Below are 14993 nucleotides of genomic sequence, written 5' to 3'. Positions count from 1 at the left end.
GAAGCCGAACCTGTCAGAGACAGAAAGAGGAGTGCATGCCTGTCGATTTTGTGGTGGCCACCCCCCACGACGCGGTCGAGTTCAACGACGTATACCGCAACGTCACCGGCAGCGCCGGTTATCTCGCCTGCAACAACATCTACAACCGCGTGGTGCTCAACGAGTGGTACGACGTCAACCCGTACCCGGATCTGGCCACGCACTGGGAGCAGTTGGACGGGTCGCGGCGGTGGCGATTCCACCTGAACCAGGCGGCCCGCTGGCAGGACGGCACCCCGCTGACCGCGCACGACGTCGTCTACACCCATCTGCACGCGAAGGAGATGGGCTACCAGGGGGCGATGTTCCTCAACGACGTGGAGACGATCGTCGCGGTCAACGACCACACCGTCGACTACCACCTGCACACCCCGAACGCGGGTTTCCTCGTCCTGCTGGGGAACTTCATCTTCGCCCACATCCTGCCCCGGCACCTTTACGAAGGCACGGACTGGGCGACGAACCCGCACAACCTGAAGCCGGTCGGTTCCGGGCCGTTCCGGCTGGCCGAGTGGATTCCGGGCGAGCACATCATCATGGAGGCGGTGAAGAACCACTGGGGGCCGCAGCCGGAGATCGACCGGCTGATCCTGAAGATCGTCCCCGACCGGGACGAGTGCGTTCGGATGGTAGCCCGCGGAGAGGCCCACATCGTCCCGCAGGACACGCTCACCCGTGACCGGTTGCACCTCGTGCAGGGGGTGCCCGGAGTGGAGATCATGACGAGGGAGGGCCCCGGCATGGCGCTGCTGGACTTCAACCACGGCCGGAAGCTGTGGCAGGACCGGCGGGTCCGGGAGGCGGTCGCCCACGCGGTGAACCGGAGCGAGATCGCCGAACTGGGCGATCCAGGCGTCTCACAGGCATGGGACCAGTACCTGCTCGGCTCGTCGTGGGCCGTCAACCCGGAGGCCAAGGCTCCCGGTTACGACCCGGACCGGGCGCGGGCGCTGCTCGACCAGGCGGGCGTCACGGCCGACGCGTCGGGCGTACGGGGCCGGCTGTCCCTGTTCTACATGGACATGTTCCACGGCCACAAGCCACTGGCGGAGCTGGTGGCACGCCAACTGGGCGAGGTCGGGTTCGAGGTGACCTTCGACGGCCTGGCCTCGATGGACTGGTCCCGCCGGGTCCGAAAGGAGCACGACTTCGACGTGATCATCGTCGGTGGTTCGATGGCACCGGACCCGGAGATCACGGCGACGAAGTACTCCTCCGGCGGGCGCAACAACATGGGCCTGCATCGCAACCCAGATGTGGACGCGGCCTACCTGGCCGCACGCCAGGCCGCCACGCGCGGTGAGCGCCGTGAGCACTACCAGCGCCTGCAGGCGGTCTGGGCCAGGGACATCGAGTGGGTGCCCCTCTTCTGGTACGGGATGTACTACCCGCGCAGCCAGAAGTTCTTCGGCTGGGCGGACCAGCTCGGCTACTCGGTCCCCTGGTGGCACTGGGGACGCATCCGCCCGGTCGGCTGAGGCCGACGCCGCAGGCCCCGGCGCGGCGAAGGGGGCGGGCCGCACAGGGCCCGCCCCTTCGCCCGCTCCTTGGGCAGCGGCGCACGAGGCCCTGCTCCGCTTCACGCCGGACGGCCCCGGAACCCTTTCCCGTCGGACCATGATCCGCAGCCGCCGCCGGAGCGTCAGGGTTCGATTGCGCGTACCGGCACTGGCTCGGCCGCGTCGCCGAGGCAGAGCTGGGCCGCACCCAACGCGGTCAGTTCCGGTTCGGCCAGCACCCAGTACGGCATCCCGGTCGCGGACGCCTTCAGCCGCATCCACCCGGGCGCCCGGGTCCAGCCGCCGGCGGCGTAGACGGCCTCCGCCTCCGGTGCCAGTCTCCCCAACGCCTCGGCTCCCACCAGGGCCAGCCGGTGGATCGCCGCGAAGGCGCGTTCGGCGTCCGACAGCCCATGGGCGGCGGGTGCCCACCGGGGTTCGCCGCCGCCTTCGTCGCCGGGCAGGAAGAGACCGGCGTCGGCAGGCGTCACCTTTCCGGCGACGACGGCGTCGACCGCCGGGCCGAGACCGTGCCGGCGAAGCCAGGACACGTTGCGGTCCAGCTCGATCACCGTCAGCGCGGTCCACCCGTCGTCGATGACGGCGGGGGAAAGGTCGACGCCGGTCGGCGCCGGACGGTCCCCCGGGATCGTGCGGACCAGCACCTCGGCCGTGCCCATCGAGTCGAGCGGGGCGCCGGGGTCCTGGCGGTGCACGACGGCCCCGCCGACCGGATGGTCGTGTCCGCCCGCGACCACGACCGCGTCGTGGGCGAGCACGCCCGCCGCCACGAGTCGCGGGGCGCGCAGCGGGCCGAGCACCGTGCCGGCGGGCACCACCTCGGGCAGTAGCTCCACCGGCAGGAAGGGCTCCACCCGGTCCGCGTCCCACCGCTCCTCGTCGAGCAGCCAGGCGCCGGTCCGGGGGGCCAGGCTGGCGGACATCACGGCGCGGCCGGTCCAGCGCAGCGCCGGATAGTCGGTGCAGGACACCCAACCGGTCGCGGCACAGACGTCCGTGGCCGGCAGCAGCGCCCACGCCGCGACGGTCCGCGCCGCGTCGAGTTCGACGCCGTAGCGCCGTCGGTCGTCCTCGCCCCGCAGTGACCGTAGGGCGTCGAGGGCCGCCTGCCGTTGCGGGGCGAACCACGGCAGCGCGGGGCCGAGAGGCCGGCCCGAGGCGTGCAGCACCCCGTCCTCACCGACCCCCGCGACGCAGACCGCCCGCAGCCGGACCGGACCGAGGTCGTGCGCCGCGGTGAGCAGCAGCTCCTCCAAGGCGTCGACGAGCGCGTCCGGATCGCTGTGCACGCCGATGCGGGGGGTGGGCCGCGACGCGCGCGCCAGCACCGTGCCGGCGCCGTCGGTGAGCAGCACCTTGATGTTGGTGCTGCCCAGATCGGCGCCGGCCCAGACGTCCCGCATGGGTCAGACGGCCTGGAGCGCGCCCGAGCCGGAGCGCGAGAGGGCGGCCAACTGGTCGACGATGGCGTGCGCCTCCGACAGGTCGCGCTGCCAGACGTTGCGGCCCACGATGATGCCGCGAGCGCCGGCGGCCACGGTCTGCCGGACCGCCTCGACGGTGTCAGCGGCGTCGCCCGTACGCGGACCGCCGGCGATGACCACCGGCAGGCCCAACTCCTCGACGAGGCGGCGGGTGCCGTCCGCACCGGGGAACGCGATCTTGATGATGTGGGCGCCGAGGTCGAACGCGATCCGCGCCGCCTTCTCCTCGGCCGCCACCACCTCGGCGGTGCGCGGCGCGCCCAGCATCACCGGCTCCAGCATCAGCGGGATCTGCCAGCGCTCGCAGGCGGCGACCACCGTGCCGATGCGGGTCACCAGCGCGGCCTGCTCGGCCTTCGTGGTGTTCCACGGCATCAGCATCTTGACGCAGTCCACGCCGAGGCGGACCGCGTCCTCGACGCTGTGCTGCAGCGCGCCCACCCCCACCTCGGCCTCGGTGTAGTGGTAGAAGGCGTCGATCGCCATCACACGCGACAGGTGGGGCCGCTGGGCGAAGTACTGCTCGGTGCGCATCACCAGGCCCGGGCTCATCATGAAGCCGGTGATGTCGTCCTTGCCGAACTCCTCGACGACGGTCGCCGGGTTCTCCAGTCCGGGCAGGCGGTCGAAGATCAGCCCGTGGTCGACGGGCATGATGATGGCCACCCGGTCCTGCGGCAGGGTTCGGGTCATGCGGTAGGCCATGCTCATGGTGTTTGCCTTTCGGAGGGGTCGACGTGAACCTTGAGTGCCTCGGGTGAGGCGGCGACCGCGAGCGCGTCGGCGTACGACGCGAGCGGGAGTGTGTGGGTGACCAACGGGCGGATCGCCGCAGCCAGGTCGGGTACCGCCTCGACGGCGGCGGGGTAGCAGTCGGCGAGGCTGTTCGAGCCCAGCACCGTGAGTTCCTTTTCGAAGACCGCGAAGGGATGCAGGGGCACGATGGTCTGCGCCGCCGTGACGCCCATCTGCACCAGCGTTCCGCGTACGGCGATGCGGTCCAGGGCGTCGGTCACCGCGGCCGGGTGCCCGCTCGCCTCGATGACGACCTCCGCGCCGTCGGGCAGGTCGAGGGCGGTCGAGGCCGGCGCTGCGGCGTCCGCGCCCAGGCGCAGGGCGGCCTGCCGTCGTACGGCGTGCGGCTCGACGACCTGGATCCGCCCCGCGCCGCGCTGCCTTGCCACGGCGCACATCAGCAGGCCGATCGAGCCGGCGCCGTATACGAGCACGTCCCTGTCGCGCAGCGACGGGGCACGGTCCAGCGCGTGCAGGACGCAGGCGAGGGGCTCGACGAGCGCGCCGACGGTGGTGTCGACGCCGGCCGGCAGCCGGTGCACGACGTGCCGTGGCACCACGACCCGGTCGGCGCAGGCGCCGTTGCGGGTGACGCCGACCGCTTCCAGCCGTTCGCAGAGGTTCGGTGCCCCGGCCCGGCACCAGCGGCACGCGCCGCAGTTGACGTTCGGGTCGACGCCGACCAGGTCGCCGGCTGCGATGCCGCGTACGTCGGCGCCGATTTCCACCACCGTGCCGGCGAACTCGTGGCCGGGGACCACCGGATAGCGGCCGGTGGCGTAGCTGCCCTCGACCAGGTGCAGGTCCGTGCCGCAGATGCCGACCGCAGCCGGCGCGATGAGCACGTCTCCGGGGCCGGGCACCGGCTCCGGTAGCTCCTGCCACGAGACGCCGCCCGCGCCGTCCAGGACGACCGCTTGCATCACTTCACGGCTCCGAACAGCAGGCCGCGGACCAGGCTGCGCTGGCAGATCCAGCCGAGGACGACGACCGGGATGCTCACCACGGTCGCCACCGCGGCGACCTGGGCGGTGTAGAGCTCGCCGAAGGACAGGAACTTCTGCATGAACAGCGGCAGGGTCGAGGTGGTGGTGGTCAGGTTGACCGCGAAGAAGTACTCGTTCCAGGAGAAGACGCAGCACAGCAGCGCCGTCGACCAGATGCCCGGCTTGATCAGCGGGAGGACGACGGTCCGCATGGTGCGCAGCCGGCCCGCCCCGTCCATGCTCGCCGCCTCCAGCACCTCCGGCGGCACCTCCTGAAGGAACGAGCGGATCATCCACACCGCCAGGGGCAGGTTCATGCCGAGATGCATGACGATCAGCAGGGTGACCGTGTTGAGCAGGTTGAGGTGCTGGGCGACGATGTAGATCGGGATGATGCCCGCCGCGACCGGCATCATCTTGGTGCTGATGAAGAAGAACAGCGCGTCCTGGGACTTGCGGACCGGCCGCACCGAGAGGGCGTACGCGGCGGGCAGCGCGAGGGCGAGCACGACGACCGTCGACACGACGGCTACCGTGACGGAGTTGCCCGCGTACGCCCAGAATCCCGCGCCAAACGCGTTGCGGTAGTGCTCCAGCGTCGGGGTGAAGAACAGCTTCGGCGTCGACGAGGCGGCGACGGTCTCGGTCTGGAAGCTCTTCAACAGCATGTACGCCACCGGCGAGAACAGCACCAGCGAGCCGAGCCAGCCGAGCACGGCCACCGGCCCGCTCGCGGTGTCGTTGCCCCGCCTGCGTCGGCGTGGCTTCGGCCCGGTGGCCGGGCCGGCCCGGGTGGCCTCGACGGGTCGCGTGGCCTGGGTGGTCATCGGCGTCCCTCCTGAGTGAAGATGCCGGACAACAGGCGCAGCGCGGGCAGCGCCAGGGCGATGGTGAGCGCCAGGGCCACCAGTCCGTACGCCGACGCCGTGCCGAAGTCGAACGAGTTGAACGCCCGCAGGTAGATGTAGTAGGTGATGTTCGTGGTGCCGTACGCCGGCCCGCCCGCGGTCAGCAGCGCGATCTCGCCGAACGTCTGGATGATGTTCATCGACAGCAGCAGCGCGGTGAGCTCCAGGAACGGTCGCAGGTGCGGCAGCACCACCTTGCGCATCTGCTGCCACCAGCTGGCGCCGTCGACCCGGGCCGCCTCGAGCTGCTCGTCGGGCAGCGCCTGCAGCCCGGCCAACAGCACGAGCATGGCGAACGGCGTCCAACGCCAAGACGTGATCATGACGACGGAGAGCATCGACTGCTCGCTGAGCCAGTTCACGCGCGGGAGCCCGACCAGGTCGGTGATCCAGCCGAGCAGCCCGAACGACGGGTCGAACATGGCGCTACGCCAGAACAGGGCGACGGCCACCGGCATCACGAAGAACGGCGTGACGGCCAGTGTCCGGGCGATGCCGCGGCCGGGGAACTTCTTCTGCAGCGCCAGCGCGAGCACCAGTCCGACGACGATGGCGGCGACGGTGGCGCCGGCGGTGAGCGCACCCGTGTTGAGGATGGACTTCCAGAAGGTGCCGTCGGTGAACGTGGCCCGGAAGTTCGCCGCGCCGGCGAACGTGGAGTCCCCACCGGCGAGCAGGTTCCAGTTGCGCAGCGAGTACCAGATCGTCATCAGGAACGGCACCTGCGTGAGCACCAGCGTGACGATCAGCGCCGGTAGCAGGGGAGCGCGGCGGCTCCACGCGTGGGAGGACCGCGGTGTCGCGGACTGGACTGCGGTGGTCATGGTGAACCTCGTCCTCGAAACTTGGGGGAGCCGGCGCCGCGGGCGGTGGCCGCGGCGCCGGCCCGGTCGGCTACTTCAGGTAGCCGGCCTTCTTCACCACGCCCTCGGTGTAGGTCTGGCTCTTGCGCAGCGCCTCCTCGACGGTCTGCGTGCCGCTGATCGCGCTGGCGACCTGCTGGGAGACGTAGTCGCCGATGTCGGTGAACTCGGGGATCTGCACCTACTGCACGCCGGTGTAGGGGACCGGCTGGACGGTCGGCTTGTTCGGGTCGGCCGCGTCGATGGACTTCAGCGTGAGGGCCGCGTAGGAACTGGCCGCCTTCTGGTACTCGGGGATGGAGTACGTCGATGTCCGGGATCCGGGCGGGATGGCGTCCCAACCGGCCTTCTCACCGGCGAGCTTGATGTAGTCCTTGCTCGTGGCCCAGGAGATGAACTTCCACGCGGCGTCCTTGTTCTTGCTCGACTCGGTGATGCCCAGGCCCCAGGACCACAGCCAGCCGGAGGCATCGGTCTTGTCCACCGGGGCGAGCGCGAACGCCAGGTTCTCCTTGACCTCCGGCGTCGCCTGGTCCAGCGCGGAGCCGGCGAAGACCGTGTCGTCGTACCACATTGCGGTCTTGCCCTGGGTGATCTGCTGCAGGCAGCCCTCCCAGCCGTCCTTGGCGGCGTCCGGCTGGCCGTGCGCGCGCAGCAGGTCCACGTAGAACTTCACGGCCTTGATGGTCTCGGCGGAGGTGAGCTGCGGCTGCCAGCTCTCGTCGAACCACCGGCCGCCGAAGGTGTTGATGACGGTGGTCAGCGACGCCAGGTTCTGGCCCCAGCCGGGCAGGCCGCGCAGGCAGATGCCCGAGACGCCGTTGCTCTTGTCATCCATCTTGGCTGCGGCGGCGGCGACCTGGTCCCAGGTCGGCTTCTCCGGGATCGTCACGCCGGCCTTCGCGGCGAGGTCCTTGCGGTAGAACAGGAACGAGCTGGAGCCGTAGAACGGCGCGCCGTAGAGCTTGCCGTCGGCGGACACGATGTCCTTGATCGGCTGGAGCACGTCGGCCGAGTCCCAGGCGGCGTCCTTGGCCACGTAGTCGTCGAGCGGCACGAGCCAGCCCTTCTTGGCCCAGATCGGCACCTCGTAGCTGCCGATCATGGCGACGTCGTACTGGGCCGGCCTTCGTGGCGACGTCCTTGGTGACCGCCGGCCGCAGGTCGTTCTCGGGCAGCGTCGTGAACTTCACGGTGATGCCCGGGTTCTTCTGCTGGAAGTCGGCGATCAGGCTCTCCGCGGTCTTCATCTGGGGGTTGGCCGCGAGCGGCACGGTGATCGTGACGTTGCCGGAGGCGTCCTGCCCGGCGGTGGGGTCCGAACAGGCAGAGGCAGCGGCGAGCGCACCTACGGCGAGGACAGCGGTTATGGCGCGTCTTGTCTGGATTGACATCAGGTTTCTCCTGCAGTCAGGCGCACATCGGCCCGGTGGTGGGCGGCGCGGTGTTCGATCAGGGGCTGGCGAGCCGGCCGATCTCGGGGGATTGCGAGACGGTGTGTGCCGGTGCGGCGGGAGCACCGACCTGGATCTCGACGTGGACGACGTCGCTGAGGACCCACACCTCGTGGTGGTCGAACGCAGCGAGGTTGCTGTCCCAGGACGTCGACTTGATCTTCAGTAGGGGTGAGCCGGCAGGTACCCGGAGCCGGTCGGCGATGGGGCCGTGGGCGGCCACTGCCTCGACCGTCCGGGTGGCGCCAGCGACGGCGTACCCGGCGCGACGCAGGGTGCTGTTCAGGGAGCCCTCGCCGGTCGGCACGTCGCTGCGCGCCACCAGGGCCCCGATGTGCGGGGGAAGGTAGTTGATCGAGAACAGCGCGACCTTGCCGTCGAGCTGTCGGAGCCGTTCGAGGACGTAGCCGTGGCTGCCCGGCGGCAGGCCCAGCGCCTCGACCGCCGAGGCTGGCAGCGGTACCTGCTCGGCCCGGAGCACCTCGGTGGTGACCAGGCGCCGGCGGCCCTCCACCTCGTCCTCGAAGAAGCTCTCGCGGCCCTGCAGCAGCCAGCCGCGCTGTAGCACACCTGTTCAGTCGCGCACCGCAGACACCTGACGCCTGTTCGCCTTGGCGGCGAACCGGCTTTCCCTGTCCAGCTCCGCAGGCGATCCGTTTCTCCCCCGACTGAAGGCGGGGGTATCCACGGAAGGCGTCTGATGACTCGCTGATCGCGTGGCCGTTGACCTGCCCGAGCGTTGAGGTCGACCGGACGTCCTCCGAGATCACCCTGGCTGACGGCCGGACCGTGCGTCCGGAGAGCACCTGGTGCGCCACGACCCGGCCCGGGCAGTCCTTCACCGTCGCGCCGGGCGCGCAGTTGGACAGTTGGGCGCTGTTCCCGGCGGTACCGGAGGTCGGCTCGTCGTTCCGACTGTCCTGGTACGACTTCACCGACGTGGAGAATCTTCAACTTCGGTGACTGCCAGGCACACGAGGAGAGCAGGGTCGCCGCCGCCCATCGGTGGCCACGTCGTCGAGTCCCACCTTGGGGTGTCGGCCGGCGATGGCATCGTCGGGCAACTGGCCGACGCAGCACGCGAGTGTGCGGTACGACCGCGGCGATTCCGAGATCCTGCCGGGAGTCGGGGGATGTGGCTCTTGAACGCACCGGCCGGCGCGTGCCGGACGGCCCACTCGACCTGCCCGGTACCGGGCAGGTCGAGTGGGCCGGTGAGCGGGCCGGGTCTGGCTCAGGCGAAGTTGAACACGAGCGGGAAGGCGAGGACGACGATCCAGGCCCAGACGGCATACACGATCATGTAACGGGTCTGCCAGTGTTCCAGGCGGGCGAAGGGCATGCGGCCACGCACGAAGCCGAGGAACAGCCATGCCGACCATGCCAGGTTGGTGAGCAGGATGACGTTCTCGCCCAGCGCAGCGGTCTTGTTGGGGCTGAAGCCCCATTCGGTGATCCGTCCGGTGATCGCCAGCAGCACCATGACGTCGATGATCAGAGCGCTGACGACGAGCGCGAGCTGCAGGCGGTCGAAAAGACCGGACCGGGCCGTGAGGTCACGGGCGGAGATGGCATACAACAGCAGGCCCAGCACGATGACGAGCAGCAGGTTGAAGAGGATGAGCACATCGCGCTCGACGTCGATGCCGTTGTTGGTCCAGATGATGGCGACCAGGAGGGCCAGCAGGGTGGCCGTGAAAAGCGGTGTGAAGACGCGGGTCAGTACCGGCGCCATGTTCTCGATGACGCTCTGCTTGGCCTCCACCAGCCATGCCGACACGATGACCGCGGCCATGGCGCCGCACGGCAGCAGCCATGACTCGACGAATCCCTCGACGTCGAGGCCGATGGCGTTGAAGGTGTTTATCGTGAAGGCCGTGAGCACGCCACCGCCCAGTCCGATGAGGGTGAAGTAGATCAGCCACTCCCCGGTGAACCGGATGAAGTCCATCCGCCGTCGGTCTGAACGCCAATCACCGCCCACGTAGGCGACGCCGACAACCAGCCACAGCGCGATCGGCAGGTGGATCGCCGTGAGCACGATGGTCTGCGAGTCACCGGCCAGCGGATACGCGTTCGCGGCGACCGCGCCGAGAATGAACAGCGACGCGAGTACCCCGATGACGCGAGGATCGATCCGGCGTTGCCAAGCGAAGTAGGCGGCCAGCGCCGGGAGCGCGAAAAGGCTGATGTTTCGCGCGTAGAAGTCGGCGTCGTCTCCTGAGATGTCGAGCCCGAACCAGCCCGGCACCTTGATCGCCAGTGCCGCGGCAGCCGCACAGAGCACCATGACAGGCAGTTCGCGACGGGAACGGGCGGCGGCGGGCGCGTCCGGATCTCCGGGTAGCACGAGCTGCTTCCACAGCCGCTCGGAATGCTCGCGAGCGAACTCCCGCGACAGCTCATCGAGGCTGCCCATGCGTTTGACAGCGATGAGGAACGCCTCGTCGGCTCGCAGGCCCGACTCGGTCAGGTCGGTGATCCGGCTGCGGAGATGGTCTTCCAGCTCCTCGGCGTCGGTGTGGTGTAGCTCCCGGCGGCGGCGCATGTAGGCCCGCCACTCGGCGATCTGGCCTTCCAGATCGTTGTTGCCGTCGACGGTCATCGTCCCGCCTCCCATGCCGGTGCCATGATCGGCTTGATGGACTGTGTTGTGTTCCAGACGCCCCGCAGGGCGTCGACGACTGCGGCCCACTGGCGGCGCTGCTCGGCGAGCTCGGCCCGGCCCTGGTCGGTGATGCGGTAGTACTTGCGGCGGCGGCCCCCGGGCGGGGTCTCCCAGGCCGACTCGACGTGCCCGAGCCGCTCCAAGCGGTGCAGCAGCGGATAGAGCAGGCCGTCGGTCCACTCCAGCTGTCCGCCTGACAGTTCGTTGACCTGCTTGAGGATCGCGTAGCCGTAGCTCTCGCCTTCGGCGAGGATCCCCAGCACGAGTGGCGTCGCCGAGGCCGCGACGAGGTCTTTGGTGATATGCATGTGACCGCCTAACCCTAGAACTGCAATGCATAGTAGTTCTAGGTATACCTATCGGGCAATCCCGGCCACCATCAGCGCGCCGCGCTGCGGCGCGCGCATGCGGTTGCGCGCCATGGGCTGGTCGGTGGGGGCGCATTGCCAGGTCGGCGAGGTTGGCCGGGGTGGGTCGGCGGCTGGGGGGCGTTGTCAAATCGAGGTCTTGACCGGGCCGGAAGTTTGACATTTGATAAAACCTGCTCATGCAGGAGGTCCCATGTCAGGTCGTAACCGTCTCGTCGCGGCTGTCGCCGCAGCGGCTCTCGCACTCACCGTCTCCGGCTGTGGTGGTTCGGAGAAGACCGATTCCCCCGATGCCGCCTCCGTCACCTACCTGACCTCCTTCGGGACGTTCGGTCGGGACTCGTACGCCTACGTCGCCCTGGAGAAGGGCTACTTCGAGGAGGCCGGGCTCAAGGTCACCATCAAACCCGGCACCGGCACCGGCACCGTCGATGTCATGAAGCTGATCGGGTCGGGGCAGGCCGACTACGGCACCGGTGACCTCTCCGGGGTCATCACCACGATGGCCAACGAGAAGTTCCCGGTGCGCGCGGTGGCCGCCATCCACCAGCGGTCGATGGCCGGTATCGCCTCGCTCGACAAGGCGATCGACTCGCCGGAGAAGCTGGCCGGCGCCAGCATCGCGGACAGCGCCGGCTCCACCAACATGATCATCTTCCCGGCGTACGCCAAGGTGGCCGGCATCGACCCGAAGTCGGTGAAGTTCGTTCCGTCCTCGCCCCAGGCGCTGCCGCAGCTGCTCGCCGCCGGCTCGGTGGACGCGATCGGCCAGTTCGCCGCCGGCAAGCCACTGCTGGAAAAGGCGGCCGGCGGCAAGACCGTGACCATGCTGCCGTACGCCGACAAGCTGCCCGACCTGTACGGCAACGGCCTGCTGGTCTCCGCCGCGAAGCTGGACAGCGACCGCGAACAGGTCGAGAAGTTCACGGCAGCGCTGGTCAAGGGCCTGATCTACGCGGTGGACCACCCCGAGGAAGCCGCCCAGTTGCTCAAGAAGCACGACCGGACGGCCGACGAGACGGTCGCCGCCGCCGAACTCACCGAGATGCGGCCGTACGTCATGGGCGACGGCGGGCCGGCCGGAGAACTCGACCGGGAGCGGGTGGCGCGCATGATCACGCTGCTCGCCGGCACCGGCACCCTCAAGTCGACGCCGAGCGCCGATGACCTCGGCGTCTACGACATCGCAAAGCCATAACTTCCTCTTCGACGGCGGTGCGCACGGCCGGTTGTCGCGCGCACCGCGAGGGGCGAAACCATGATCGGAATTCGTAACGTTTCGCAGATCTACCGCACCCGGGCCGGTGACGTGGAGGCCCTGCGCGATGTGTCGTTGGAGGTCGCCGACGGCGAGTTCGTGGCGATCGTCGGGCGGTCCGGGTGCGGTAAATCCAGCCTGCTGCGGCTGGTGGCGGGCCTCCAGTCGGCCACCTCGGGCGAGATAACCGTCGCCGGTACCCCGATCCGGGGGCCACGGCGGGACGTCGGCTTCATGTTCCAGCGCCCGGCGCTACTGCCGTGGCGGTCGGTCATCGACAACGTGCTGCTGCCGACCGAGGTGTTCAAACTGGACCGGCGGGACGCCCGGACCCGCGCGCACGAGCTGCTCGACCTGGTCGGGTTGAACGGCTTCGAGAAGCGCCTGCCGCACGAGCTGTCCGGCGGGATGCAGCAGCGGGTCTCGCTGTGCCGGGCCCTCATCCAGCAGCCGCGGGTGCTGCTGATGGATGAGCCGTTCTCTGCGCTCGACGCGCTCACCCGCGCCGACCTGACGGTGGAACTCCAGCGCCTCCAGATGAAGCACGCCTCGACGGTGCTCTTCGTGACGCACTCGGTCGACGAGGCCGTGCTGCTCGCCGACCGGGTCGTCGTGCTCAGCCCGCGACCGGGCCGGCTGCGACAGATCGTGGCGGTCGACATCGCCCGTCCGCGTTCGCTGGGACACGACGGCCACTCGGCCGAGCTCGGCGACCTGCGCGCCCGACTGCACGACCTGCTCATGACCCCCGAGGAGGTGGCACGGTGACGGTCACCGAGTCCCGCCGCACCCGCCGCGACACACCGCGTACCGGCGGCCACTGGGCCCAGCAGCTCCCACCCGTGCTCGGCGTCGTGGCCGCCACCGCCCTGTGGTGGGCGATCACGGTCGTCTTCGACGTGGAGAGCTTCATCCTGCCGTCCCCGCTACAGGTGGCGCAGGCCATGGCCGACCAGTCCGGCTACCTGTGGGACAACACCCTGGTCACCCTCGGGGAGACGGTGCTGGGCTTCCTGCTGGCCATCGCGGTCGGGGTGCCGCTGGCGCTGATCGTCACCGCGTCGCGGATGCTGGAGCGGACCGTCTACCCGCTGCTGCTGATGCTCAACGCCGTACCGAAGGTGGCCGTCGCGCCGCTGCTGGTGGTGTGGATGGGCTTCGGCCAGTTCCCCAAGGTCTTCCTGGTCTTTTTGGTCTGCTTCTTCCCGATCGTCATCTCCACCGCCGCCGGGCTCAGCTCCACCCCGGCCGACCTGGTGGAGCTGGGCCGATCGCTGAAGACCAACTGGTGGCAGACGTTCCGCATGATCCGGATGCCGGCCGCCGTTCCGCAGCTCTTCGTCGGTCTCAAGCTCGCCATCACCCTCGCCGTCATCGGCGCGGTGATCGCCGAGTTCGTCGGCGCCACCGAAGGGCTGGGCTACGCGATCGTCGCCTCCGGCGCGAGCGCCGACACCGCGTTGGCCTTCGCCGCGATGATCCTGCTCGGCGTGCTGAGCGTCGTGCTGTTCTACCTGCTCGCCGCGATCGAGCGGTTCTTCGTGCCCTGGGCGGACCGGTCATGAGCGCGCCGGACCTCCCGCCGACGGTCCCGGTCCGGTGGCTCACCGACGCCGTCGCCTCGGTCTTCGGCGCACTGGGCTTCTCCGCGCACGCGGCCGGTCTGGTCGCCGGCTCCCTGGTGGACGCCGACATGCGCGGGATCCCCTCACACGGGGTGATGCTGCTGCCGATGTACGTCGACCGGATCAGGGCCGGCTCGGTCAGCCTGGCCGAGCGGGCCGAGGTGGTCCGGGACAAGGGCGCCATCGCGGTGCTCGACGCCGGCCACGCGCTGGGGCAGCTCACCGGTGACCAGGCGATGCGGCTGGCGGTGGAGAAGGCGCAGGCGTACGGCGTCGGCGTGGTCACGGTCCGCCGGGCGTTCCACTTCGGTGGGGCGTTCCGCTACGTGGACCTCGCCGCGAACAACGGCTGCGTCGGCATCGCGGCGGCCAACACCCGTCCGCTGATGCCCGCCCCGGGTGGCGCTTCGGCGGTGGTCGGCAACAACCCGCTCGCGGTGGGCGTACCCCGCGCGGGTGGCCGGCCGGTGATCCTCGATGTGGCGCTCTCCGAGGCCGCGCTCGGCAAGATCCGGCTGGCCGCCGGTGAGGGCCGCGCGATCCCCGCGACCTGGGCGACCGACGCGCAGGGGCGGCCCACCACCGATCCGGCCGCCGCGATCAAGGGGCTCCTGCTGCCGTCCGGCGCCCACAAGGGGTACGGTCTCGCCCTCATGATCGACGTGCTCACCGGGGTGCTGTCCGGCGGGGCGTACGGCCGGGGAGTCCAGGGCCTCTACGCCGACGTGTCGGTGCCCAACGACTGCGCGCACTTCTTCCTCGCACTGGACGCCGAGGCGTTCGCCGAGGACGCGGAGGAAATCGGCCGCCGGGTGGACGACCTGGCCGGTCAGGTGCTCGGCTCTGCGCTGGCACCCGGTACGAAGCAGGTCCACCTGCCCGGTGACATCGAAGCCGGCCGGTACGAACGGGCCCTGCGCGACGGTGTCGCGCTCCAGCCGTCGGTCTTCGCCGGGCTGGTGGAGGTCGCCGCCGGGCTGGCCGTGTCGCTGCCGGCGCCGGACAGCGCCGGCTGACCGCGCCCA

Annotated in this window: 16 protein-coding genes; 6 read left to right on the top strand and 10 right to left on the bottom strand. The window is 69.9% G+C overall.

The genetic code is table 11. The annotated features are described in order from the left end of the window. Window positions 1-35: 35 nt before the first annotated feature. Window positions 36-1517 carry an ABC transporter substrate-binding protein gene (locus V6U90_RS21100; RefSeq protein ID WP_334439308.1) on the top strand — a complete coding sequence of 494 codons (1482 nt, stop codon included), beginning with the start codon at window positions 36-38 and terminating at the stop codon, window positions 1515-1517. A gap of 164 nt (window positions 1518-1681) precedes the next feature. Here V6U90_RS21100 and V6U90_RS21095 read toward each other — a convergent pair whose 3' ends face one another. The 8 genes from V6U90_RS21095 to V6U90_RS21060 all read right to left on the bottom strand — a co-directional run bounded on the left by V6U90_RS21095 (window position 1682) and on the right by V6U90_RS21060 (window position 8617). Further along, entirely contained in the window at window positions 1682-2962 is a 1281-nt protein-coding gene (locus V6U90_RS21095) for an FGGY-family carbohydrate kinase (RefSeq protein ID WP_334439306.1), read from the bottom strand. A 3-nt stretch (window positions 2963-2965) separates the two neighbouring features. Next, on the bottom strand, window positions 2966-3736 hold the full coding sequence (locus V6U90_RS21090; protein WP_334439304.1) for a class I fructose-bisphosphate aldolase: 771 nt from the start codon (window positions 3734-3736) through the stop codon (window positions 2966-2968). Window positions 3737-3750: 14 nt separating this feature from the next. Beyond that, window positions 3751-4761 (bottom strand): alcohol dehydrogenase catalytic domain-containing protein, encoded by a 1011-nt coding sequence (locus V6U90_RS21085; protein WP_334439337.1) that lies wholly within the window; start codon window positions 4759-4761, stop codon window positions 3751-3753. Next, complete coding sequence (locus V6U90_RS21080; protein ID WP_334439302.1) at window positions 4761-5651, bottom strand: carbohydrate ABC transporter permease; 891 nt, start codon at window positions 5649-5651, stop codon at window positions 4761-4763. The genes V6U90_RS21085 and V6U90_RS21080 overlap by 1 nt, the downstream gene beginning before the upstream one ends. Beyond that, complete coding sequence (locus V6U90_RS21075; RefSeq protein ID WP_334439300.1) at window positions 5648-6556, bottom strand: carbohydrate ABC transporter permease; 909 nt, start codon at window positions 6554-6556, stop codon at window positions 5648-5650. The genes V6U90_RS21080 and V6U90_RS21075 overlap by 4 nt, the downstream gene beginning before the upstream one ends. 70 nt (window positions 6557-6626) lie before the next feature. After that, a complete protein-coding gene (locus V6U90_RS21070) occupies window positions 6627-6776 on the bottom strand; it encodes a hypothetical protein (RefSeq protein ID WP_334439298.1) in 150 nt (49 codons plus the stop codon). Beyond that, window positions 6777-7700 (bottom strand): ABC transporter substrate-binding protein, encoded by a 924-nt coding sequence (locus tag V6U90_RS21065; protein ID WP_334439296.1) that lies wholly within the window; start codon window positions 7698-7700, stop codon window positions 6777-6779. Window positions 7701-8047: 347 nt separating this feature from the next. Further along, complete coding sequence (locus V6U90_RS21060; protein ID WP_334439294.1) at window positions 8048-8617, bottom strand: GntR family transcriptional regulator; 570 nt, start codon at window positions 8615-8617, stop codon at window positions 8048-8050. 155 nt (window positions 8618-8772) lie between these two features. Between V6U90_RS21060 and V6U90_RS21055 the strand changes: the two genes are divergently transcribed. Then, window positions 8773-9012, top strand: coding sequence for a hypothetical protein (locus V6U90_RS21055; protein ID WP_334439291.1), 240 nt, complete (start codon window positions 8773-8775; stop codon window positions 9010-9012). A gap of 271 nt (window positions 9013-9283) precedes the next feature. Here the strand turns inward: V6U90_RS21055 and V6U90_RS21050 are convergent, their stop codons facing one another. Together V6U90_RS21050 and V6U90_RS21045 are read right to left on the bottom strand one after the other, a co-directional pair. Next, on the bottom strand, window positions 9284-10654 hold the full coding sequence (locus tag V6U90_RS21050) for a permease prefix domain 1-containing protein (RefSeq protein WP_334439288.1): 1371 nt from the start codon (window positions 10652-10654) through the stop codon (window positions 9284-9286). Then, window positions 10651-11025, bottom strand: a complete 375-nt coding sequence (locus V6U90_RS21045; protein WP_334439285.1) for a PadR family transcriptional regulator — start codon at window positions 11023-11025, stop codon at window positions 10651-10653. The genes V6U90_RS21050 and V6U90_RS21045 overlap by 4 nt, the downstream gene beginning before the upstream one ends. 253 nt (window positions 11026-11278) lie before the next feature. On the opposite strand from V6U90_RS21045, the gene V6U90_RS21040 reads away from it, so the two are divergent. Genes V6U90_RS21040 through V6U90_RS21025 form a run of 4 tightly spaced genes read left to right on the top strand, consistent with a single transcriptional unit; the run spans window position 11279 to window position 14984 of the window. Further along, window positions 11279-12283: an ABC transporter substrate-binding protein gene (locus tag V6U90_RS21040; RefSeq protein WP_334439282.1), complete on the top strand. Its 1005-nt coding sequence runs from the start codon at window positions 11279-11281 to the stop codon at window positions 12281-12283. A 60-nt stretch (window positions 12284-12343) separates the two neighbouring features. Beyond that, window positions 12344-13111 carry an ABC transporter ATP-binding protein gene (locus tag V6U90_RS21035; protein ID WP_334439280.1) on the top strand — a complete coding sequence of 256 codons (768 nt, stop codon included), beginning with the start codon at window positions 12344-12346 and terminating at the stop codon, window positions 13109-13111. Beyond that, a complete protein-coding gene (locus tag V6U90_RS21030) occupies window positions 13108-13908 on the top strand; it encodes an ABC transporter permease (RefSeq protein ID WP_334439277.1) in 801 nt (266 codons plus the stop codon). Before V6U90_RS21035 ends, V6U90_RS21030 begins: the two co-directional genes overlap by 4 nt. Next, window positions 13905-14984 (top strand): Ldh family oxidoreductase, encoded by a 1080-nt coding sequence (locus V6U90_RS21025; RefSeq protein ID WP_334439274.1) that lies wholly within the window; start codon window positions 13905-13907, stop codon window positions 14982-14984. Before V6U90_RS21030 ends, V6U90_RS21025 begins: the two co-directional genes overlap by 4 nt. Window positions 14985-14993 lie beyond the last annotated feature (9 nt).

The organism is Micromonospora sp. CPCC 206060 (assembly GCF_036906895.1).
Classification (GTDB): domain Bacteria; phylum Actinomycetota; class Actinomycetes; order Mycobacteriales; family Micromonosporaceae; genus Micromonospora.
Note: the sequence above shows the minus strand (reverse complement) of the source record. Positions and strands in the feature narration are given on the sequence as shown.

Bases quoted from the DNA above. Each gene is read 5' to 3' on its own strand.
- V6U90_RS21100 (WP_334439308.1), top strand. From the start codon at position 36: ATGCCTGTCGATTTTGTGGTGGCCACCCCCCACGACGCGGTCGAGTTC.
- V6U90_RS21095 (WP_334439306.1), bottom strand. From the start codon at position 2,962: ATGCGGGACGTCTGGGCCGGCGCCGATCTGGGCAGCACCAACATCAAG.
- V6U90_RS21090 (WP_334439304.1), bottom strand. From the start codon at position 3,736: ATGACCCGAACCCTGCCGCAGGACCGGGTGGCCATCATCATGCCCGTC.
- V6U90_RS21085 (WP_334439337.1), bottom strand. From the start codon at position 4,761: ATGCAAGCGGTCGTCCTGGACGGCGCGGGCGGCGTCTCGTGGCAGGAG.
- V6U90_RS21080 (WP_334439302.1), bottom strand. From the start codon at position 5,651: ATGACCACCCAGGCCACGCGACCCGTCGAGGCCACCCGGGCCGGCCCG.
- V6U90_RS21075 (WP_334439300.1), bottom strand. From the start codon at position 6,556: ATGACCACCGCAGTCCAGTCCGCGACACCGCGGTCCTCCCACGCGTGG.
- V6U90_RS21065 (WP_334439296.1), bottom strand. From the start codon at position 7,700: ATGATCGGCAGCTACGAGGTGCCGATCTGGGCCAAGAAGGGCTGGCTC.
- V6U90_RS21050 (WP_334439288.1), bottom strand. From the start codon at position 10,654: ATGACCGTCGACGGCAACAACGATCTGGAAGGCCAGATCGCCGAGTGG.
- V6U90_RS21045 (WP_334439285.1), bottom strand. From the start codon at position 11,025: ATGCATATCACCAAAGACCTCGTCGCGGCCTCGGCGACGCCACTCGTG.
- V6U90_RS21040 (WP_334439282.1), top strand. From the start codon at position 11,279: ATGTCAGGTCGTAACCGTCTCGTCGCGGCTGTCGCCGCAGCGGCTCTC.
- V6U90_RS21035 (WP_334439280.1), top strand. From the start codon at position 12,344: ATGATCGGAATTCGTAACGTTTCGCAGATCTACCGCACCCGGGCCGGT.
- V6U90_RS21025 (WP_334439274.1), top strand. From the start codon at position 13,905: ATGAGCGCGCCGGACCTCCCGCCGACGGTCCCGGTCCGGTGGCTCACC.